The 19020-nt window shown below is 60.5% G+C and carries 20 protein-coding genes; 12 read left to right on the forward strand and 8 right to left on the reverse strand.

What is annotated here, in order from left to right:
- Entirely contained in the window at positions 1 to 1425 is a 1425-nt protein-coding gene (locus J5M66_RS23595) for an MFS transporter (protein WP_207807921.1), read from the reverse strand.
- Positions 1426 to 1550: 125 nt separating this feature from the next.
- Positions 1551 to 1991, reverse strand: a complete 441-nt coding sequence (locus J5M66_RS23600; protein ID WP_207807922.1) for a PACE efflux transporter — start codon at positions 1989 to 1991, stop codon at positions 1551 to 1553.
- Between the two features lie 122 nt (positions 1992 to 2113).
- Here J5M66_RS23600 and J5M66_RS23605 point away from each other — a divergent pair, with 122 nt between their 5' ends.
- Positions 2114 to 2986 (forward strand): LysR family transcriptional regulator, encoded by an 873-nt coding sequence (locus J5M66_RS23605; protein WP_207807923.1) that lies wholly within the window; start codon positions 2114 to 2116, stop codon positions 2984 to 2986.
- 139 nt (positions 2987 to 3125) lie between these two features.
- Here the strand turns inward: J5M66_RS23605 and J5M66_RS23610 are convergent, their stop codons facing one another.
- Positions 3126 to 4157, reverse strand: a complete 1032-nt coding sequence (locus tag J5M66_RS23610) for a LacI family DNA-binding transcriptional regulator (RefSeq protein ID WP_024014046.1) — start codon at positions 4155 to 4157, stop codon at positions 3126 to 3128.
- A gap of 216 nt (positions 4158 to 4373) precedes the next feature.
- Here J5M66_RS23610 and J5M66_RS23615 point away from each other — a divergent pair, with 216 nt between their 5' ends.
- Positions 4374 to 4907, forward strand: coding sequence for a gluconokinase (locus tag J5M66_RS23615; protein ID WP_016773550.1), 534 nt, complete (start codon positions 4374 to 4376; stop codon positions 4905 to 4907).
- A gap of 82 nt (positions 4908 to 4989) precedes the next feature.
- Entirely contained in the window at positions 4990 to 6342 is a 1353-nt protein-coding gene (locus J5M66_RS23620) for a GntP family permease (RefSeq protein ID WP_016773551.1), read from the forward strand.
- Between the two features lie 194 nt (positions 6343 to 6536).
- Here the strand turns inward: J5M66_RS23620 and alaC are convergent, their stop codons facing one another.
- A complete protein-coding gene (gene alaC / locus J5M66_RS23625) occupies positions 6537 to 7745 on the reverse strand; it encodes an alanine transaminase (protein ID WP_024014045.1) in 1209 nt (402 codons plus the stop codon).
- A 138-nt stretch (positions 7746 to 7883) separates the two neighbouring features.
- Between alaC and J5M66_RS23630 the strand changes: the two genes are divergently transcribed.
- The 3 genes from J5M66_RS23630 (at position 7884) to J5M66_RS23640 (ending at position 9678) form a co-directional block, all read left to right on the forward strand.
- Positions 7884 to 8546: a LysE family translocator gene (locus J5M66_RS23630; RefSeq protein WP_024014044.1), complete on the forward strand. Its 663-nt coding sequence runs from the start codon at positions 7884 to 7886 to the stop codon at positions 8544 to 8546.
- A gap of 69 nt (positions 8547 to 8615) precedes the next feature.
- Positions 8616 to 9101 carry a GyrI-like domain-containing protein gene (locus J5M66_RS23635; RefSeq protein ID WP_207807924.1) on the forward strand — a complete coding sequence of 162 codons (486 nt, stop codon included), beginning with the start codon at positions 8616 to 8618 and terminating at the stop codon, positions 9099 to 9101.
- Between the two features lie 88 nt (positions 9102 to 9189).
- A complete protein-coding gene (locus J5M66_RS23640) occupies positions 9190 to 9678 on the forward strand; it encodes an N-acetyltransferase (RefSeq protein ID WP_016773555.1) in 489 nt (162 codons plus the stop codon).
- A 142-nt stretch (positions 9679 to 9820) separates the two neighbouring features.
- Here J5M66_RS23640 and J5M66_RS23645 read toward each other — a convergent pair whose 3' ends face one another.
- A complete protein-coding gene (locus J5M66_RS23645; RefSeq protein WP_207807925.1) occupies positions 9821 to 10306 on the reverse strand; it encodes a GNAT family N-acetyltransferase in 486 nt (161 codons plus the stop codon).
- A gap of 142 nt (positions 10307 to 10448) precedes the next feature.
- Here J5M66_RS23645 and J5M66_RS23650 point away from each other — a divergent pair, with 142 nt between their 5' ends.
- Genes J5M66_RS23650 through J5M66_RS23660 form a run of 3 tightly spaced genes read left to right on the forward strand, consistent with a single transcriptional unit; the run spans position 10449 to position 12481 of the window.
- A complete protein-coding gene (locus J5M66_RS23650; RefSeq protein ID WP_024014040.1) occupies positions 10449 to 10874 on the forward strand; it encodes a nuclear transport factor 2 family protein in 426 nt (141 codons plus the stop codon).
- Positions 10875 to 10914: 40 nt separating this feature from the next.
- The gene (locus tag J5M66_RS23655) at positions 10915 to 11259 is read left to right on the forward strand and encodes a YciI family protein (RefSeq protein ID WP_039758054.1); all 345 of its coding nucleotides are present in this window, start codon (positions 10915 to 10917) and stop codon (positions 11257 to 11259) included.
- Positions 11252 to 12481: an RNA polymerase sigma factor gene (locus tag J5M66_RS23660; RefSeq protein WP_207807926.1), complete on the forward strand. Its 1230-nt coding sequence runs from the start codon at positions 11252 to 11254 to the stop codon at positions 12479 to 12481. The genes J5M66_RS23655 and J5M66_RS23660 overlap by 8 nt, the downstream gene beginning before the upstream one ends.
- 145 nt (positions 12482 to 12626) lie before the next feature.
- On the opposite strand, the gene J5M66_RS23665 is transcribed toward J5M66_RS23660, so the two are convergent.
- Entirely contained in the window at positions 12627 to 13481 is an 855-nt protein-coding gene (locus tag J5M66_RS23665) for a LysR family transcriptional regulator (protein WP_206421687.1), read from the reverse strand.
- Positions 13482 to 13570: 89 nt separating this feature from the next.
- On the opposite strand from J5M66_RS23665, the gene J5M66_RS23670 reads away from it, so the two are divergent.
- Positions 13571 to 14008 carry a multidrug/biocide efflux PACE transporter gene (locus J5M66_RS23670; protein ID WP_206421688.1) on the forward strand — a complete coding sequence of 146 codons (438 nt, stop codon included), beginning with the start codon at positions 13571 to 13573 and terminating at the stop codon, positions 14006 to 14008.
- 119 nt (positions 14009 to 14127) lie between these two features.
- On the opposite strand, the gene J5M66_RS23675 is transcribed toward J5M66_RS23670, so the two are convergent.
- On the reverse strand, positions 14128 to 14886 hold the full coding sequence (locus J5M66_RS23675; RefSeq protein ID WP_207807927.1) for an SDR family oxidoreductase: 759 nt from the start codon (positions 14884 to 14886) through the stop codon (positions 14128 to 14130).
- Between the two features lie 120 nt (positions 14887 to 15006).
- On the opposite strand from J5M66_RS23675, the gene J5M66_RS23680 reads away from it, so the two are divergent.
- Positions 15007 to 15903: a LysR family transcriptional regulator gene (locus tag J5M66_RS23680; protein ID WP_122507669.1), complete on the forward strand. Its 897-nt coding sequence runs from the start codon at positions 15007 to 15009 to the stop codon at positions 15901 to 15903.
- Between the two features lie 52 nt (positions 15904 to 15955).
- Here J5M66_RS23680 and J5M66_RS23685 read toward each other — a convergent pair whose 3' ends face one another.
- Positions 15956 to 16978, reverse strand: coding sequence for a transporter (locus J5M66_RS23685; RefSeq protein ID WP_016773564.1), 1023 nt, complete (start codon positions 16976 to 16978; stop codon positions 15956 to 15958).
- 276 nt (positions 16979 to 17254) lie between these two features.
- On the opposite strand from J5M66_RS23685, the gene J5M66_RS23690 reads away from it, so the two are divergent.
- Positions 17255 to 18877, forward strand: coding sequence for a methyl-accepting chemotaxis protein (locus tag J5M66_RS23690; protein WP_207807928.1), 1623 nt, complete (start codon positions 17255 to 17257; stop codon positions 18875 to 18877).
- The last annotated feature ends 143 nt before the right edge of the window (positions 18878 to 19020 follow it).

Here is a 19020-nt window from a genome sequence, read left to right on the forward strand (position 1 = left end):
TCAACGATGGGCAATATTTTCCAACGCCAGATTACGCGTGCGCGGGCCGAACCAGCCGATGGTCAGCATCACGATCAGCATGCTGCTGACGATAAACGCCAGTACCCCCGGCGTGCCGAAATTATCCAGGAACATGCCGATCAGCAGACTGCTGAACACCGTCGACAAGCGACTGAACGAATAGCAGAAACCGACCGCGCGGGCGCGGATGTTGGTGGGGAACAGTTCGCTCTGGTAGGAGTGATAACTGAAGCTCAGCCAGGCGTTGCAGAAGGTGATCATTACCCCGCAGAAAATCAGCCCGAACGCGCTGGTCTGCAGGGCGAACAGGGTGCCGAAGGTCATCGCGCCGAGGGCAGAGCCGGCGATCTGCCATTTGTTCTCGAAGCGGTTGGCGAACTTCACGAACAGCAACGGCCCGAGCGGGTAGGCGAGGGTGATGATGAAGGCGTACATCAAACTGTGGGTGACGCTCACGCCTTGCCCCGAAAGCAGCGCCGGCAACCAGTTGCCGAAACCGAAGAAACCGATTGCCTGAAAGATGTGGAAGACAATCAGCATCAGTGCGCGACGCCGGTAGGGCGGTTGCCAGATATCGGCGAAGCGGCCCTTGCCTTCGACATCGACGGGCACCGGTTCCGGCGCATCCAGCGCTTTGCCGTAATCCTTGGCGCAGCGCGCTTCGAGATGGTCGAGGATCCGGTTGGCCTCATCAAAGCGACCATGCTGCGCCAGCCAGCGCGGCGATTCCGGCAGACGCTTGCGCAGCCACCAGATAAACAGCGCAAACACCGCGCTGGCCAGCACCACCCAACGCCAGCCGGAAATGCCGAACGGCGCTTGCGGTACCAGCCACCACGACATCAAAGCCACCGCCGGCACCGAGAGGAACTGCACGAAAAACGCAAAGGCGAACGCCGAGCTGCGCATGCGCTTGGGCACCAGTTCCGAGAGGTAAGCGTCGATGGTCACCAGCTCGATACCGAGGCCGATGCCGACCAGAAAACGCATGCCGATGATGCCCAGCGCCGAGGTCTGAATGCCCATCAGCACTGTCGCCACCGTGTACCAGATCAGCGCGAAGGTGAAGATCGCCCGGCGGCCGAAACGATCCGCCAGCGGACTGAGCAGGCTGGCGCCGAGGAACAGGCCGAGGAACGTCGCCGAGGCGAACGCCGCCTGATCGGAGAAACCGAACACGCCTTGCTTGCCCGTGGCGAACAAGCCGTCGCGAATCAGCCCAGGACTGATGTAGGCGGTCTGGAACAGATCGTAGAGTTCGAAAAAACCGCCGATCGACAGCAGCGCCACCAGACGCCAGATGGTAGCAACGGCAGGCAGCCGATCAATGCGGGCGGAAATCTCGGCGGCGCGTACCGGGTCAATGCCATCACTGAGCGCGGCGGCGGAAGCGTGAGCAGTCATAAGCTGATCCATTTTTTATTGATGGAAAAGCTTAGCCTGCTATCGGTGTTTGCGGATTGTGAATGTCGGCGGTTTCACAGGTTGAACCGCTGATTTCTCGCAATACCTGCTTACGAATTAGCGATTTATGTCGCAGCGGTAGAATCCGGCAGCGCCGAGTTCGGCAGGCCGAAGATCCGGTCGAACAGCCAGTTGAACACGAAGGTATAGCACGGGATGAAAATGATCAGTGCCAGATCCAGCAGGAACGCCTGCACCAGACTGATGTTCATCCACCACGCGATCAACGGGATCAGAAACACGATCAGCGTCAGTTGAAAGCCGACGGCGTGGGCGATACGCCGTTTGACCGTACGGGTGCGCGAGACCTGGCGACTTTCCCAGCGCTCGAACAACGAGGTGTAAATGAAATTCCAGGTCACGGCGATGCTGGTGATGATCACCGCCAGCGGCCCGGTGCTGCCCGGCGATGTGCCCGATAACAGTGCCAGACCAAGTGCCGAGAAGGTCATGCCGATCACTTCGTAGAGCGACACGTAGACCAGTTTGCGTTTCACGCCTTGCATGCAGATTTGCCTCTTTCTTGCCGAATATTGGCCAGCGGGGCTGGCGAAGGCGAGCAAAGATAGCTTCAATAGACCTGACAGAAAAAGTCGGTAGCTTTCAGTTTTATTGATAGGTTAGGCATTTGAATTTCAGCAGCGACAGCATCGAATTATTTCTCGCGGTGATCGAACGCGGCTCGTTCTCCGCTGCCGCGCGGCAGTTGGGCAAGGTGCCCTCCGCGGTGAGCATGGGCATTGCCAATCTTGAAGCGGAACTCGGTTACCCGCTGTTCGACCGCATTCATCGCGAGCCGCAACCCACGGCGATGGCGCAGTCGTTGGTGCCGCACGCGCGGCTGATCGCCGAGCAGCTCAAGCAACTGCAAGTGCACGCGGTGGAGCTGTCGTTGGGACTGGAAAGCAGGTTGTCGATCGGCGTGGTTGCGGACGTTGATCGGCGGCGCTTGCTGGCAGCGATCAAGGTGATTGCCGAGCGGCATCCGTTGCTCGACATCGAAGTGCTGACTGCGCCACAGGATGATGTGCTGGCGATGCTGCACAGTGGCCGGGTCAGCGTGTGTCTGGCGTTCGCCGGTTTGAGCGTGAATGCGCTGGAGCGGTTTCAGTTTGTCGGCAGCGAACGCATGATCGCCACGCTGGCGGCGGACAGCCCGTTGTTGCAGGGGCGGGATGTGTTTCTTGAAGATCTGGTGCAGGTGCGGCAGATCATCGTCGCCAGCCGTGACTTGCCGATCAGCGAAACGCGGCCATTGGTGGCTGAGTCTTACTGGCGTACGGACAATCTTGAGACGGCAATGGAAATGGTCGAAGCGGGGTTGGGCTGGGGTAATTTTCCGCTGTCGGTGGTGCAGCCGTGGCTGGAGGCGGGACGCTTGAAGCGGCTGGATTTTCGCAACATCGAAAATGGCCTGGTGCTGCCTGTGCACGCGGTGTGGCTCAAGAGCCAGCCCTTGCAGAAGGGTGCGCAGGCCCTGGTTGACCTGCTCAGCCATTGAATTTGATAGAGATCCCCTGTGGGAGCGAGCCTGCTCGCGAAGGCGTCGTGTCAGCTGCATCAATGCTGACTGACCCACCGCTTTCGCGAGCAGGCTCGCTCCCACAAGGGTTGTGTTGCAACTCAGCATTTGTGAAGGGTCAGGTACTCTCGCGCACCTTCAGCTCAAACCCCATATCCTCCACCGGCCGCGCCACTTTGTTGCCCGCCATCAACGTCAGCATCTGCTCTGCCGCGCGCCGGCCGATCGCCTCGCGCGGGGTGTTGATGCTGCTCAGGCGCGGCACCATGTGTTCGGACATCGGCAAATCGTTGAAACCGAGGATCGCCACCTGCTCGGGAATCTTGATGCCGTTACGCAACGCTTCCAGCAGCGCGCCTTGGGCCAGGTCATCGTTGCCGAAGAAAATCGCATCGACGTCTGGATGCGCCGCCAGCAATTGCAGGAACAACTCGCCACCCAAGCCCACCGACGAAGCACGCGGTGTCAGCACTTCCAGATCCGGGTCGTAACGGCCTGCCTTCTGCAACGCCTTGCGGAAACCCTCACCGCGCAGCAATGTGCGCTGATCCAGCTGCGCACCAATGTATGCCAGACGTTTACGCCCACGAGATAGAAGGTGTTCGGCGGCAGTTTCACCCGCGCTCAATTGTGAAAAACCCACGCAATTGACCCCGGCAGCACTGTCCAGCTCCATCATGTACACGCAAGGAATGTTGCTGGCCTCGATCATCCGCCGCGAACTTTCCGTGCGATCAAACCCGGTCAGCAAAAAGCCGCGCGGCTGATAAGCCATGTAGTTGCGCAGCAGATTTTCTTCTTCATCGCGCGAGTAGTGGAAGTTGCCGATCAGCACTTCGAAGCCCTTGGGCGTCAGCACCCGATGAATGGCTTCCAGGGTGTCGATGAACAGCAGGTTGGACAGCGACGGCACGAGTACCACTACCGAATGGCTCTGCGCCGAGGCCAGTGCGCGGGCGGCGGGGTTGACCACGTAGTTGAGTTCGAGCGCGGCTTTCTGCACTTTTTCCACCAGTTCGGTGGCTACCGTGCTCACCCCGCGCAAGGCGCGCGAGGCAGTGATCGGGCTGACGCCGGCCAGGCGGGCTACTTCGTTGAGGGTCGGACGGCCGGTGGTGCGGGTATTTTTATCGTTCTTGGGGGAGGTCATCGGGCGGCTTGCCAAACAAAAATCAAGGCACTAAGGTAGCGCTGTCCTGATGCAGCTGCAAATGCGTGAGCGCGGTCCTGCCTGATCAGTGCTCTTTGGCGTCAGGAACAAACCTGCTGCAACCCAAAAAAACGACAAGAAGGCGTCGGCAACTTCTGCCTGTGCACTAGAGTCATAGCTAGCAAAGGTAGCGCTGTCTGCGCGCTGAGGTGTTATATGAGTCATCCCATCACCGCCCTGGTCATCATGGGCGTTGCCGGTTGCGGCAAGACGTGCGTCAGCCAGGCCCTGTGCCAATTGAGCGGCGCCACTGCCATTGAAGGCGATACTTTTCATCCGGCCGCGAACATCGAAAAGATGAGCGCGGGGATCCCCCTGAACGACGAAGACCGCGCTGGCTGGCTCGACAGCCTGTGCGATGAACTGCGTCGCGTCGATGCCCAAGGCCAGCGCCCGGTGTTGACCTGCTCCGCCCTTAAACACAGTTACCGCGAACGTCTGCGCAGTGCCTTGCCGGGCCTCGGTTTCGTGTTTCTTGAATTGACCCCGGAAGTCGCCGCCGAGCGTGTATCGCACCGCCCGGGCCACTTCATGCCGGCGACGTTGATCGAAAGCCAGTTCGCCACCCTCGAATCGCCCAAGGGCGAGCCGCTGACTCTGCCGCTCAATGCCTCGATTCACAGCGTCGAAGAGCTGGCCCTGCAGGCTCACGTCTGGTGGCAGGCCAACGGTCTGAAACAGGCGGTATGAGTATGTTGAAAAAGACAGCGCTGTCCTCCCGACTTCTGTTCAACCCGCTTTAATAACAACAACAATCCAGGAGACACCCCCCATGTTTGGCATGTCCCACGAGACGTTCCTGCTGCTCGATGCGGTGGTCACGGTAATCGGCCTGATTATCCTGATCACCAAATTCAAGATTCACCCATTCATTGCCCTGACCATCGCCGCCGCCTTCCTTGGCCTGACCTCGGGCATGCCGATCAACACCATCATCAAGGCGTTCCAGGACGGCTTCGGTGGCGTGCTCGGTTTTGTCGGCATCATCCTTGCCCTGGGCACCATGCTCGGCAAAATGATGGCCGAATCCGGCGGCGCCGATCAGATCGCCCAGACCCTGATCCGCGCCTTCGGCAAGGACAAAGTCCAGTGGGCAATGATGTTCGCCGCGTTCTTGGTGGGCATTCCGCTGTTCTTCGAAATCGGCTTCGTGCTGCTGATTCCGCTGGTGTTCATCGTTGCCCGTCGTACCGGTGTGTCGATCATCAAGATCGGTATCCCGCTGCTCGCCGGCCTCTCTGCGGTGCACGGTCTGGTACCGCCGCACCCGGGTCCGCTGCTGGCCATCGGCGTATTCGGCGCTGACATCGGCAAGACCATTCTGTACGGTCTGATTGTTGCACTGCCGACCGCCATCATTGCCGGTCCGATCTTCGGTACCTTCATCGCCAAGCACATTCCGGGTCACCCGAATCAGGAACTGGTCGATCAACTGGCCCGGGAAAACGATTCGGCCAACCTGCCAAGCTTCAGCATTACTCTGGTCACCGTGCTGCTGCCGGTGTTCCTGATGCTGCTGAAAACCTTCGCTGACGTGGCGCTGCCGGACGGCAACTTCTTCCGCATCTGGATGGACATGATCGGCCACCCGATCTCCGCACTGCTGCTGGCGTTGCTGTTGTCGCTGTACACCTTCGGCTACAAGCAGGGCATCGGTTCCAACCAGATGCTCAAATGGCTCGACGCAAGCCTGGCGCCTACCGCTGCGATCATTCTGATCATCGGTGCCGGCGGTGGCTTCAAGCAGATGCTGGTGACCAGCGGCGTGGGTGACGTGATCGGCCACATGGCGGTCAGCGCGCAGATCTCGCCGATCCTGCTGGCCTGGCTGGTGGCGGCGGTAATCCGTATCGCGACCGGTTCGGCCACTGTGGCAACCATCACTGGCGCCGGTATTGTGGTGCCGGTTGTCGGCATGATTCCGGGCGTCAACCGTGAGCTGCTGGTGCTGGCAACCGGCGCCGGTTCGCTGATCCTGTCCCACGTCAACGACGCCGGTTTCTGGCTGGTCAAGCAGTACTTCAACATGACCGTGGCCGAAACCTTCAAGACCTGGACCGCGATGGAAACCATCCTCTCGGTGGTCGGCCTGGGCTTTATCCTGCTGTTGTCGCTGTTCGTATAAGCGGCAGTTTGCAGGCACAAAAAAACCGCAGTGATGCGGTTTTTTTGCGGGTGAAATTTCAGGGTCTTACACCTTGATCGTTCCCACGCTCCGCGTGGGAATGTAGCCCGGGACGCTCCGCGTCCCAAAGCGGACGCAGAGCGTCCATTGAGGCATTCCCACGCAGAGCGTGGGAACGATCAGAGGCGTGTCAGTTATTTGGTAACCAAGCCATCCGCGCGGAACATCCCGCGAATCCCGCGCACTGCCTGGCGGATGCGGTCCTGGTTTTCGATCAACGCGAAGCGCACGTGATCATCGCCGTACTCGCCAAAACCCACGCCCGGCGAGACGCAGACCTTGGCCTCGGCCAGCAGTTTCTTGGCGAACTCCAGCGAACCCAGATGCGCATACGCCTCGGGAATCTTCGCCCAGACGTACATCGACGCCTTTGGATTCTCGACCATCCAGCCCAATTCATGCAGGCCCTTGACCAGCACGTTCCGCCGCTGGCGATACTGCTCGGCGATGTCGCGCACGCATTGCTGATCGCCTTCCAGCGCGGCAATCGCCGCCACTTGCAGCGGGGTGAAGGTGCCGTAGTCGTGGTAGCTCTTGATCCGCGCCAGGGCGCTGACCAGTTCCGGGTTGCCGACCATGAAACCGATACGCCAGCCGGCCATGTTGTAGCTCTTGGACAGGGTGAAAAACTCCACCGCAATGTCCTTGGCGCCCGGCACTTGCATGATCGACGGGGCTTTCCAGCCGTCGTAGACGATATCGGCATAAGCCAGGTCGTGGATGACCAACACGTCGTACTGCTTGGCCAGGGCAATCACCCGCTCGAAGAAATCCAGTTCCACGCACTGCGCGGTCGGGTTCGACGGGAAGCCAAGGATCATCATTTTCGGCTTGGGGATCGAGCCGCGAATGGCGCGCTCCAGCTCATCGAAGAAATCCACCCCCGGCACCAGCGGCACCGAACGCACCTGGGCGCCGGCAATCACCGCACCGTAGATGTGAATCGGATAACTTGGGTTCGGCACCAGCACGGTGTCGCCCTGGTCCAGGGTCGCCAGCATCAAATGTGCCAGGCCTTCCTTGGAACCGATGGTGACAATGGCTTCGCTTTCCGGGTCGATATCGACTTCGTAGCGCTGCTTGTACCAGTTGGAAATCGCCCTGCGCAGGCGCGGAATGCCTTTGGACGTCGAGTAACCGTGGGTGTCTTCACGCTGGGCGACCTGCACCAGTTTTTCGACAATGTGCGGCGGCGTGGCGCCGTCGGGATTGCCCATGCTCAGGTCGATGATGTCTTCACCACGGCGGCGAGCGGCCATCTTCAGCTCGGCGGTGATGTTGAACACGTAAGGGGGGAGTCGATCTATGCGCGCAAAGCGGCGCGGCGAACCTTGTTCGGCCATTGTTGCCTCGGATAACGTAAGCGCCCGGAACCGTCCGAGCGACGCTGGTCACTGCGGTGACCTGTGGCGGAAGATAAGGGCAGTGATGGCATACTGTCCAGCGCGGTTGTAAACATTTTTTTCAAGGAAAATCGGTCAATGGAATTCACCAGCGGCTTCTTGCTGAGCCTTTCGCTGTGCCTGGACATCGGCGTAGCCAACATCGCAATGATCACCCTGGCCATGCAGCGCGGCTACTTTCAGGGCTTCGCCCTGGGCCTGGGCACCTGCGTCGGTGACCTGATCTATGCGGTGCTGGCCTTGGCCGGCATGACCGTTTTGCTGCAATACGAAACCGTGCGCTGGGTGCTGTGGATTGGCGGTTCAGCGCTGCTGATCTACTTCGCGGCGAAGATGGTTTACTCGGCGATTCACCACGAAGCGCTGCTGGCGGAAACGGCGGAAGTGGGGCAGAACTCCCATCGCAAGGAATTCTTTCGCGGCATCTTTCTCGCCATGTCGTCGCCGAGTGCGATTCTCTGGTTTGCTGCGGTCGGCGGCACGTTGATCGCCCGATCCGGTGGCGGTGGTCCGTTGAGTTCGGCGCTGTTTCTCGGTGGTTTTCTCTGCGCCGGGCTGCTCTGGTCGGCCGGTCTGTGCTTCGCTGCAAGCCACGGCGGCAAGCTGCTGGGCGACAAGCTTCTGCGCTACTCCTATCTGGCATCGGCGGCGATCTTCTGCTATTTCGCGGTGTACGTGATTGTTTCTGGCTACAACGAGTTTGTCGGGTCGGGCGCCGTCGAGCAGTTGCATTCGCTGTAAACGTGCGAAACGGGTCGGGCTTTCTATACTCCCAGCCGAATCCACTTTTCCGTTCTGAGGAGTCGCGTCATGGATGAACAACAACGCGTCGAGATAGCCGAGCCTCGTTTCGAACACGGGCAATTTCTGCTGATTGCCGGTTTCGGCGGGCGATTCACTCAGGAGACCACCGAAGACATTCCCGCGTTATGGGAAAAACTGATCCCGCACTTGGGAAAAATCCCCGCGCAACTCAACGAAGTAACCTACGGCGTTTGCTGCAATGCGGACGGTGAGGGCGGTTTCGAATACATCGCCGGGGTGCAGATCGACAAGCTTGACGACCTGCCGGAAAAATACCGCTGGGTTGAAATCCATCCGCAGCAATATGCGGTGTTTGAGCACAAAGGGTCACTGACGCAGCTCCCTGACACCTTCCAGTACATCTGGAACACTTGGCTGCCGCAGTCCGGCCACGAAGCGGCGGACGCCCCGGAATTCGAGCGCTACAGCGAGGATTACAACCCGAAACTCAATACCGGCACCCTGGAAATCTGGCTGCCGATCAAGGCCTGAGCGGCGTAACAATCGAGGTGGAGCATGTCCGCCCCGTTGGTTCTGCATTATGCTGGCGGGCCTTGTTTCCACAGATTTTTGAGCTGCCATGAACACCGTGATCCGCAACGTCAGCGCCGCCGACCTCGACCGCTGCTACGCCATCGAAACCGTCGCCTACGAAGGCGACGAAGCCGCCACCCGCGAAAAGATCGCCACGCGCATCGCCACCTGGCCGGACGGCTTCATCGTCGCCGAGGTGGACGGCGTGGTCGCTGGTTTCATCAATTCCGGCGCGGCGTTCGACGTGCAGATGTCCGACGAGGCGTTCAAGGAACTGATCGGCCACGACCCGAAAGGCCCGAACGTGGTGATCATGTCGGTGGTGGTGCACCCGGATTACCAAGGGCAGGGCCTGGCCAAGCGCCTGCTCGGCGAATTCATCGAGCGCATGCGCGCCATGGACAAAGCGACAATTCACCTGATGTGCAAAGAGCAGCACATTGCGCTGTATGCCGGCTTTGGCTTTGCCTACATCAAACCGTCCGAGTCCGACCACGGCGGCATGGCGTGGCACGAGATGATCCTGACCCTCTGAAGCCAACAACTATCGAAACTGCCTGATCGTTCCCACGCTCCGCGTGGTAATGCAGCCGGGGACACTCCGCGTCCCAAAACCGTGACGCAGAGCGTCACAAAGAGGCGTTCCCACGCGGAGCGTGGGAACGATCAGGGGATACTCAGAAGAACAGGCCCATCCGCCGCTCGTAACCGATCCGGCCCTTGTACGCTTCGCCGCTGTCGACATAGCCATGCCTGGCATACAGCGCAATCGCCGCCTCGTTATCAGCGTCCACCGACAATTCCAGCCCCTTGATCTCCGGCCACGCCTCGCGGGCGACAGCGGGCAGCGCTTGCAGGCAAGCCTTGCCGTAACCCTTGCCCTGCGCGCGCCGATCGACCTGCAGAGCATGCAATGTGGCGCTGTGATCGTCGGCCCAGTCGGGCAACACCGGCGGGCGCTTGAGCAGCAGAAACGCCACCGGTACGTCGTCCGCCAGCAGGGCAAAACCCTTTACGCCGGGGCCGGGTTTCGACAGCAGGGTGTGCAGGGCACCGTGGATGTCGCCGGAGAATTTGATCTGCTCGGGGTGAATTTCAATCGCCTCGACTTGCTCACGCTGCAAAGGGCTGAGGCTGTCGTAAGGCACGAGTTGGGCTGACACGGGAATTTCCTTTTTCCTACAAGGATTGAAGCTCGGATTCTAGCGACATTGTTGTCGGCGAAATTTTTTTGTTTGCCCTGTCGATCTACGCAAAGGGCAAACGACTAAGGGCGTCTTCACAACAAAAACCACGGAGAACACCATGAGCGCACAAAGCGAAATCCAGACTCTGATCAATACCTATCGCGAAGCGGTAATGGCCAAGGACGTCGAGAAAGTCATGGCCCTGTACGCCGACGACATCGTCTCGTTCGATGCGATCAAGGCGCTGCAATTCAAAGGCAAAGCGGCTTACCGCGCGCATTGGGTCGAGTGCATGGAAATGTGCCCCGGTCCGCACATCTTCGAGTTCCACGAAATCGCCATCGAAAGCGCCGACAACATTGCCTTCGCCCATTGGGTGGCCAATTGCGGCGGCACCAACGACAAGGGCGAAACCCAGAGTTGCTGGATGCGTGTGACCGCCTGTTATCGGCAAGTCGGCGGGGCGTGGAAGATTGCCCACGAACACTGGTCGGCACCGTTCGATCCGATGAGCGGCGCGACGCTGTTCGATGTAACCCCCTGATCTTCAGCCATAGTTGATCCGTTCGAATCAGGAGATCGCCATGAAATACCTATGCCTGGTCTACAGCGATGAACGCCTGCTGCACACCTCGCCGGACAGCCCGGAAGACGCCGAATGCTGGGCCTACGCCGAGTCGATTCAGGGCAGCGGGCGGATGATCGCCGCCGAAGCGCTGGAATCGGTAGAAACCGCCACCACGGTACGCATGCGCAACGGCAAGGTGTCGATCACCGACGGGCCTTTCGCTGAAACCAAGGAGCAACTGGCCGGTTTTTACCTGATCGATGCCAAGGATCTCAACGAAGCGATTCAGGTGGCCGGCAACATTCCGGCAGCGCGGGTTGGCAGCGTTGAGGTACGTCCGGTGCGGCAGTTGAATGTCTGACGTCCGGGCGCGGGTCGAGCAGGTCTACCGCGAGGATTCGCGGCGGATTCTGGCGACGCTGATCCGCCTGCTCGGTGATTTCGACCTCGCCGAAGAAGCCTTGCACGAGGCGTTCTTCGTCGCGGTCGAGCGCTGGCAACGCGACGGCGTGCCGGACAACCCGCGGACCTGGCTGGTCTCCACCGGACGTTTCAAAGCCATCGATGTGCTGCGCCGGCGCGCGCGGTTCAAGGCGTCGCAACCGTTGCTGATGGCGCAACTCGATGAGCTGGAACAGGCTGACTGGAGTGGCGAAGACGTGGAAGACGATCGCTTGCGGCTGATCTTCACCTGCTGCCACCCGGCACTGGCGGCGGATGCGCAGGTGCCGCTGACCTTGCGCGAAGTCTGCGACCTCACCACCGAAGAAATCGCCCGCGCTTTTCTCTCGGCGCCGGCGGCGATCGCCCAGCGCATCGTGCGCGCCAAGGCCAAGATCCGCGACGCGAAAATCCCTTATCAAGTGCCCACGCTGAACGAATTGCCCGAGCGCCTCGACAGCGTATTGCGTGTGATTTATCTGGTGTTCAACGAAGGCTATTCGGCCTCGGTCGGTGCCGAGCTGACCCGCGAGGATCTGACGCGCGAAGCGATTCGGCTGGGGCGCTTGTTGATGGAGTTGCTGCCTGAGCCGGAAGTCATGGGTCTGCTGGCGCTGATGCTGCTGCATGAATCACGCCGACCGGCGCGCACCTCGCCGAGCGGTGAACTGGTGTTGCTCGACGATCAGGATCGCTCGTTGTGGGATGCCCGGTTGATGGCTGAGGGTTGCACGCTGGTCGAGCGCGCGCTGAGTACGCGACGCTTTGGGCCATACTGCCTGCAAGCGGCGATTGCAGCGGTGCATGCGGAAGCGCCGTCGGCGGCGCAAACTGACTGGGAGCAGATTGTCGGTCTGTATGACGTGCTGCTGCGAGCGGTGCCGTCGCCAGTGATCGAGCTGAACCGCGCGGTGGCGGTAGCCAAACGGGATGGAGCGTTGGCCGGGTTGTTGTTGGTAGAAGGGATTTTGGCGCGTGGGGAGTTGCAGGATTACCACTTGGCGCATTCGGCGCGGGCGGAGTTTTGCCGGCAGTTGGGCCGGGTGGAGCAGGCGCGGGCGGCGTATCAGCGGGCGCTGGAGCTGACGCGGCAGGAGCCGGAGCGGCGGTTTATCGAGGGGCGACTGAGGGACCTGGGTTGATCTGGAAGCTGCGTCGGTGCGGCTGGCCCTTTCGCGAGCAGGCTCGCTCCCACAGGTGATTGCATTTCACTTTTGGGAGGCTCGATCCCATAGGTGAGCGCGTTTCAAGTGTGGGAGCGAGCCTGCTCGCGAATGGCAGCACCGCTTATTCGAGCATCTTGCTGAGCAACCAGCTCCCCGCCGGCCCCGGCGGATACAAGCGCGACCACAAGGCGTCGACAAACACCGGTTTCGGCCAGCCGCGCACGTCGAGCTCTATCAGCAAATCATTGGCATAACGCTGCACCAGCCACCTCGGCAACGGTGCCCAGCCAAAGCCTTTTTCCGCCATTTCCAGCAGCATCAGGTAACTCGGCGCCGACCACACCCGGCCTTTGCCGCGACTGTCGTACGGATTGACGATGGTCGCCAGTCGCAGCTCGCGATGTTGCTCGAGAATCTGCTGATCGACATGCTCAAGCTTGGCCAACGCATGCTCGCGGCTGACGAACAAGGCTATCTCCGTGCGCTCGGCCACAGTGGAGGTCACAAGATCCGGCGGGTAGTTATCCTGCATTTCCGCGAACGCCAGATGCGCCCGGCCGCGCTGGACCAGTTCGATCAGGTCTTCGCATTCGGCAATCAGGCATTCCAGCTCAAGCTCCGGATAACGCTGCTCGAAATCCACCAGCGCCGCTTCGAAACGATAGGACTGATAAGTGTCGGAAATCGCCACGGTCAGCTTCGGTTCCACACCTTGGGCCAACTGCCGTGCGCTCATTTCCAGACGACTGGTGGCGGCCAGAATCGCCTCGGCTTTCTGCAGCATGACGTGGCCGGCGGGGGTGAGCTTGGGCTTGCGGCTGCTGCGGTCGAATAGCTGCAAATCCAGATCAATCTCGAGACTGGCGACCGCGGCGCTGATGGTCGACTGACTGCGGCCCAACTTGCGCGCTGCCGCCGAGAACGAGCCTTGCGTCGCTGCCTGGACAAACGCCAGCAGCACTTCCTGCGAAGCCATGAACTATCGCCTTAATCGATGGTTATTGGTTTTGAAGTATCGGCATTCAGTTGGATCATGGCAACCATCGTCAAACAAGGAGTCAGGCCATGACTGCCCACAAGTCCATTACCGAACGTGTTTTCCAGGCGGTTGGTTTCGAGTTTCTCGCCATCCTCATCTGCACGCCGCTGCTCGCCTGGATCATGCAAAAGCCGCTGCTCGACATGGGCGCGGTGACCGTGTTGATCGCGCTGTTGGCGCTGGCGTGGAACGTGGTGTTCAACCGTTTTTTCGACCGTGCTCTGGCGCGGATGAATCTGCCGCACAACGCCTGGTCCCGTGTAGTGCATGCGCTGTTGTTCGAAGGTGGACTGATCGTGATGGGCGTGCCGCTGATAGCCTGGTGGCTGTCGGTCAGCCTGTGGCAGGCGTTGTTACTCGACATTGGCGTGCTGCTGTTCTTCCTGCCGTACACCTATGTCTACCACTGGGGTTATGACGTACTGCGCGAGCGCTTCATGGCCCGCCGCACATATGAAAGCTGAGGTAGCCCTGTGGCGAGGGGATTTATCCCCGCTGGGCTGCGTAGCAGACCCGATTTTGGGGCCGCTCCGCAGCCCAGCGGGGATAAATCCCCTCGCCACAAACGGTCTGTTGGTTGAGGTCAGAGAAACATGCCGCCAGACGCCTCGACCCGCTGACCGTTGATCCACTGTCCGCCCTCCGACAGCAGCAGCGCCAGTGCACCGCCAATATCATCCGGCAGCCCTACACGACCCAGCGCGGTATTGCTGGCGACCATCGCGTTGACAGCACTGTTGTCGCGCACCGTGCCACCGCCAAAATCGGTTTCAATCGCACCCGGCGCCAGAACGTTCACGCCAATCTGACGCGCACCCAGCTCTTTCGCCTGATAACGCGTCAGCACTTCCATCGCACCTTTCATTGCCGCATAAGCGCCATAACCGGGCAGGCTGAAGCGGGTCAGGCCGCTGGAGATATTGACGATGCGCCCACCGTCATTGATCAGCGGCAACAGTTGCTGAGTCAGGAAAAACGGCCCTTTCAACTGCACGTTCATCAGCAGATCGAACTGCTCCGGGGTGGTTTCGCTGAACAGCGCATGCACGCCGACCCCGGCATTGTTGATCAGGAAATCAAAGCGCTGACGCTCAAAGGTTTGCCCCAATACCTGTTCAACCTGCGCGGCAAACGCGGCGAAATTCTCGCTGCGGCCGACGTCCAGTTGCAGCATCGCCGCTTTCGCGCCGAGCGCCTGCAATTCAGTGACCAGCGCCCGGGCCTCGTCGGCGCGGCTGTTGTAGGTGCCGATGATGTCGATGCCTTGCGCGGCGAGGTGCAGGGCGGCGCTGCGGCCGAGGCCACGACTGGCGCCAGTGATCAGTGCGATTTTGGGGTTCATGCTGACTTCCTCGATTGCGTTGAATGGGATGGAAGAAGTTTATTTATCCGCCCTGAGGTGATAAACACGGCAAAAGCGGAATCACTGATCGGCTCAGCCGAACAATCACCGGGGCTTGTCATGAACAAACTGGAACTGCTGCGCACTTTCGTCCGGGTCAGCGAACTGTCGAGTTTCACCCTCGCCGGTGAAAGCCTCGGCCTGCCGCGCTCGACGGTGTCCGAACAAGTGCAGGCACTCGAAGCCTTGCTCGGCACGCGGCTGTTGCAGCGCACCACGCGCAAGGTGCAGGCCACTCAGGATGGACTGGTGCTGTATGAGCGCAGCAAGGACTTGCTCTCGCACATGGATGAAATCGAAGGGCTGTTCCGTCAGGACGAGTCTTCGCTGACCGGGCGCATCCGCGTCGATATGCCGAACATCCTCGCGCGGCGCTTGATCATGCCGCGCCTGCCGGAATTCATGGATCGCCACCCGAATCTGCAGATGGAAATCAGCAGTACCGACCGCCGCGTCGATCTGCTCAGCGAGGGTTTCGACTGCGTGTTGCGCATCGGCGCGCAGCCGGATCAGTCGGTGGTCGCCCGGCATCTTGGCGACTTCCCGATGGTCAATTGCGCCAGCCCGGCTTACCTGCAACGTTACGGCGTGCCGCAGACCATCGAGGATCTGGCGCAGCATCGGCTGGTGCATTACGTCGGCGTACTGGGCTCGCGTTCGGAAGGGTTTGTGTATGAGGAGGGTGGCGAAGTGCGACGGGTGGCGATGGCCGGCAGTGTTACGGTCAACAGCACCGACGCCTATGAAGCGGCGTGCCTGGGCGGCTTCGGCCTGACGCAGGTACCGCGCACCGGCATGCAGCCGCATCTGGAAAATGGCGAACTGGTGACCGTACTGCCGCAACACACCGCACCGCCGATGGCGATTTCGTTGTTGTACGCGCGGCAACGGCATTTGCCGCTGCGGGTGCGGGTGTTTATGGATTGGCTCGGCGATGTGGTCCGCTCAACGCTCTGATATTGAGCACATTGCCCCTGTGGGAGGACTGTGTTGTGTGTGGGATTTGCGCTCAATAATCCCCACGCTTGCGAAACGCCCAGCGCCCGGCAATCACGGTGAACGTCGCTACCAACGCGACCAGCACCCAAAATCCATGCGGGTCCTGGGACAGCGGCACACCGCCGACATTCATGCCGAAAAAACCGGCAATGATGTTGATCGGCAAGGCCAGCACTGTCACCACCGTCAGGGTGAACAGCGTGCGGTTGCTCTGTTCGTTGAGGTTGGCGGCGATTTCTTCCTGTAACAGTTTGATCCGTTCGCCGAGGGCTGTGAGGTCGTTGATGATCAGCGCAAACTCCTCGGTGGATTTGCGCAACTCCTTGACGTCCTCCTTCTGCAACCACGGCGGTGGACGATTGAGCAGGCGCAGCAGCGAACCCGGCTCCAGCGCCAGCAGCCGTTGCAGACGCACCAGCACGCGACGGTTGGCGCCAAGTTCGGCGCGGTTGGTCGACAGGCGCGAGGAGAGCAGTTCGTCTTCGACCTGATCAACACTCAGACTGGTCTTGCGCACGATCTGCGTCAGCACTTCGCCCTGATCGCGCAGCAAATGCACGAGTAGTTCCGAGGGCGAGCGAAAGCATTCGCCGGCCTTCACCGACGAGCGCAACTTGTCCACCGAGTGCAGCGGTTGCAGGCGCGCGCTGACGATCAGTTTGCTGCGCACGCAGACCCACAGCGTCGACACGTCGGAGGAGACCATGCTGCTGAGGTTGAACACCACATCGTTGACCACCGCCAGCAGCGCCGAATCGACATGCTCGATGCGCGTCGAACGCGAACCTTCGTGCAGCGCTTCGAAAAACTCCTCGGGTAATTGCAGATGACTTTTCATCCAGCGCTCGCACGCGGCGTGGGCCAGGTTCAGGTGCAGCCAGAGAAACTCTTCGCTGTCGCCGTCGTCCTGCAAGCAGCGCAAGGCCGTTGCCGAATCGATCTCGCGCCCGCGCTCACCGGGTAGAAAACGAAAGCCGTAGAGCAAGCCAAACAGGTCCGGGGCGCGATGGCTGATATCGAGGCTGTGGTTCATGGCGGCTCGCTGCGAGGAGGGTGTCTGGTGGGGGATTTTCAGGTTCACCTGTGCGGCATCATCGCAAGCCAACATGACCGTTTTGTGACAGTAAAGTGACTGCAAATCAACGCGTTACCGACTGTCGGAAGATTCTCAAGAAGCGCTCTGGCGCGCCGATCTCGGTTGAGTTAGGTTGCGCGCCATTGGCTTTCGGTCATGGTACGTCGACAGGGAAGTCCGGCCATTTTTCACGTCCGCTCGGGCGTGCCTCATCCCTGCTTCGAGTACCTTGCAATGCTGCAAAAATCCCTGAGAGCGCAAATTCTCGCCCTGTTGAGCGGCAGTCTGCTGGCGATATTGTTGATCGCGCTGGCCTGCTTTAATTACCTCTCCAACGGCGTGCAAAGCTATAGCCAGTTGATCGCCGGCCCGCTGCACACTTCGCAACTGATCGATGAAGCCAACCTGCAATTCAAGGTGCAGGTGCAGGAATGGAAAAACGTCCTGCTGCGCGGCAAGCAACCGGCGGATCTGGCGAAATACTGGAGCCAGTTCGAAGAGCGCCAGCGCGACGTGCAGAACATTCTCGGCGAACTGGCCGGCCAAAAAGGCATCGAGGCCAATCTCAAATCCCGCATCGAACGTTTGCGCGAAGAGCATCGCCAGTTGGGCGCGGCCTATCAGAAAGGCCGCGATGCCTACGTGGCTGCCGGTGGTGATCCGAGCGCCGGCGACGCAGCGGTCAAAGGCGTCGATCGCGCCACCAGCGAGCAGATGAGCGCATTGGTCGCCGAGCTGCGCGAGCAGGGCACCGCGCAATCGGCGTTGATCAGCGCCAGCGCTGAGCGCACCGTGTGGCTGGGCCTGTTGGTGATGCTCGCGTCAGGCTTGTTGATCGGTCTGCTGAGCCTGTGGCTGGTCAGCCGCAACCTGATCGAGCCGATCCGCAACCTCATCGATTACGTCACCCGCTTGAGCCGTGGCCAGTTGGTCGAACGTGTTGTCAGCGAGCGTTGCGATGAACTGGGCAACCTCGCCGCCGCAGCGAACACTCTGCGCGATTTTCTTGCGGACACCTTCACTCGCTTGCAACGCAGCGCCGGTGATCTGGACAGCGCCAGCGGCGAGTTGAACGCCATTGCCACGACCATGGCCGGCGGCACCAGCGAGCAATTCAACCGCACTGATCAAGTGGCCACGGCGATGAATGAAATGTCCGCCACCGCCCAGGAAGTCGCCCGTCACGCCGCCGATGCCGCACGTGCTGCCGACGATGCCGATCAGTCGGCGCAGCAGGGTGAAAAGGTCATGCAGACCACCATTTACTCGATCACGCAGATGCGCGGCGAAATCGCCAACACCGCCACGGTGATCCGTCGCCTGGAAACCGACAGCGGTCGTATCGGCAAGGTGCTGGAAGTGATTCGTGGCATCGCCGAACAGACCAACCTGCTGGCGCTCAACGCAGCCATCGAAGCGGCGCGGGCGGGTGAGGCCGGGCGTGGTTTTGCGGTTGTCGCCGATGAGGTGCGCAACCTCGCTCAGCGCACGGCGGAGTCGATCATCGAGATCAACCAGATCATTCAGAACGTGCAGACCGGCGCTGTCGATGCCGCGCAGGCTATCGAGAGCGGCCAGGCGCGCAGTGATGAAAGCGTCGAGCAAGTGACCCAGGCCGGCGCGATGCTGGAGCGCATCACCTTGGCGGTGGAGGCGATTCGCGACATGAACCGGCAGATCGCCACGGCCGCTGAGGAGCAGACTTCAGTGGCCGAGGATATCTCGCGCAACCTGACTGAAATCACTGCGATTGCCAGCACCAACCTCGACAACGTGCAGCGCACCGAAAGTGCCAGTCAGAACCTGCATGGGTTGTCGGGGCAGTTGAATGAAGTGACGGCGCGGTTGCGTGCTTGATTGGTTTGGGTCGTGGTATGTCAGTGTTTTCGGTGTGATGGCTTGGCCCTCACCCTAGCCCTCTCCCACGGGAGAGGGGACTGACCGTGTTGATTGTTAGAGATACGTCGACCGGAAATGTCGAGGTGAACTCTGGTCTTGAA

Origin of the sequence: Pseudomonas sp. 67(2021) (genome assembly GCF_017491835.1) — a bacterium.
GTDB lineage: Bacteria > Pseudomonadota > Gammaproteobacteria > Pseudomonadales > Pseudomonadaceae > Aquipseudomonas > Aquipseudomonas atacamensis.

Bases quoted from the DNA above. Each gene is read 5' to 3' on its own strand.
- J5M66_RS23680 (WP_122507669.1), top strand. From the start codon at position 15,007: ATGAACAAACTGGAACTGCTGCGCACTTTCGTCCGGGTCAGCGAACTG.
- J5M66_RS23675 (WP_207807927.1), bottom strand. From the start codon at position 14,886: ATGAACCCCAAAATCGCACTGATCACTGGCGCCAGTCGTGGCCTCGGC.
- alaC (WP_024014045.1), bottom strand. From the start codon at position 7,745: ATGGCCGAACAAGGTTCGCCGCGCCGCTTTGCGCGCATAGATCGACTC.
- J5M66_RS23660 (WP_207807926.1), top strand. From the start codon at position 11,252: ATGTCTGACGTCCGGGCGCGGGTCGAGCAGGTCTACCGCGAGGATTCG.
- J5M66_RS23670 (WP_206421688.1), top strand. From the start codon at position 13,571: ATGACTGCCCACAAGTCCATTACCGAACGTGTTTTCCAGGCGGTTGGT.
- J5M66_RS23665 (WP_206421687.1), bottom strand. From the start codon at position 13,481: ATGGCTTCGCAGGAAGTGCTGCTGGCGTTTGTCCAGGCAGCGACGCAA.
- J5M66_RS23640 (WP_016773555.1), top strand. From the start codon at position 9,190: ATGAACACCGTGATCCGCAACGTCAGCGCCGCCGACCTCGACCGCTGC.
- J5M66_RS23620 (WP_016773551.1), top strand. From the start codon at position 4,990: ATGTTTGGCATGTCCCACGAGACGTTCCTGCTGCTCGATGCGGTGGTC.
- J5M66_RS23615 (WP_016773550.1), top strand. From the start codon at position 4,374: ATGAGTCATCCCATCACCGCCCTGGTCATCATGGGCGTTGCCGGTTGC.
- J5M66_RS23630 (WP_024014044.1), top strand. From the start codon at position 7,884: ATGGAATTCACCAGCGGCTTCTTGCTGAGCCTTTCGCTGTGCCTGGAC.
- J5M66_RS23650 (WP_024014040.1), top strand. From the start codon at position 10,449: ATGAGCGCACAAAGCGAAATCCAGACTCTGATCAATACCTATCGCGAA.
- J5M66_RS23655 (WP_039758054.1), top strand. From the start codon at position 10,915: ATGAAATACCTATGCCTGGTCTACAGCGATGAACGCCTGCTGCACACC.
- J5M66_RS23610 (WP_024014046.1), bottom strand. From the start codon at position 4,157: ATGACCTCCCCCAAGAACGATAAAAATACCCGCACCACCGGCCGTCCG.
- J5M66_RS23690 (WP_207807928.1), top strand. From the start codon at position 17,255: ATGCTGCAAAAATCCCTGAGAGCGCAAATTCTCGCCCTGTTGAGCGGC.
- J5M66_RS23595 (WP_207807921.1), bottom strand. From the start codon at position 1,425: ATGACTGCTCACGCTTCCGCCGCCGCGCTCAGTGATGGCATTGACCCG.
- J5M66_RS23600 (WP_207807922.1), bottom strand. From the start codon at position 1,991: ATGCAAGGCGTGAAACGCAAACTGGTCTACGTGTCGCTCTACGAAGTG.
- J5M66_RS23685 (WP_016773564.1), bottom strand. From the start codon at position 16,978: ATGAACCACAGCCTCGATATCAGCCATCGCGCCCCGGACCTGTTTGGC.
- J5M66_RS23635 (WP_207807924.1), top strand. From the start codon at position 8,616: ATGGATGAACAACAACGCGTCGAGATAGCCGAGCCTCGTTTCGAACAC.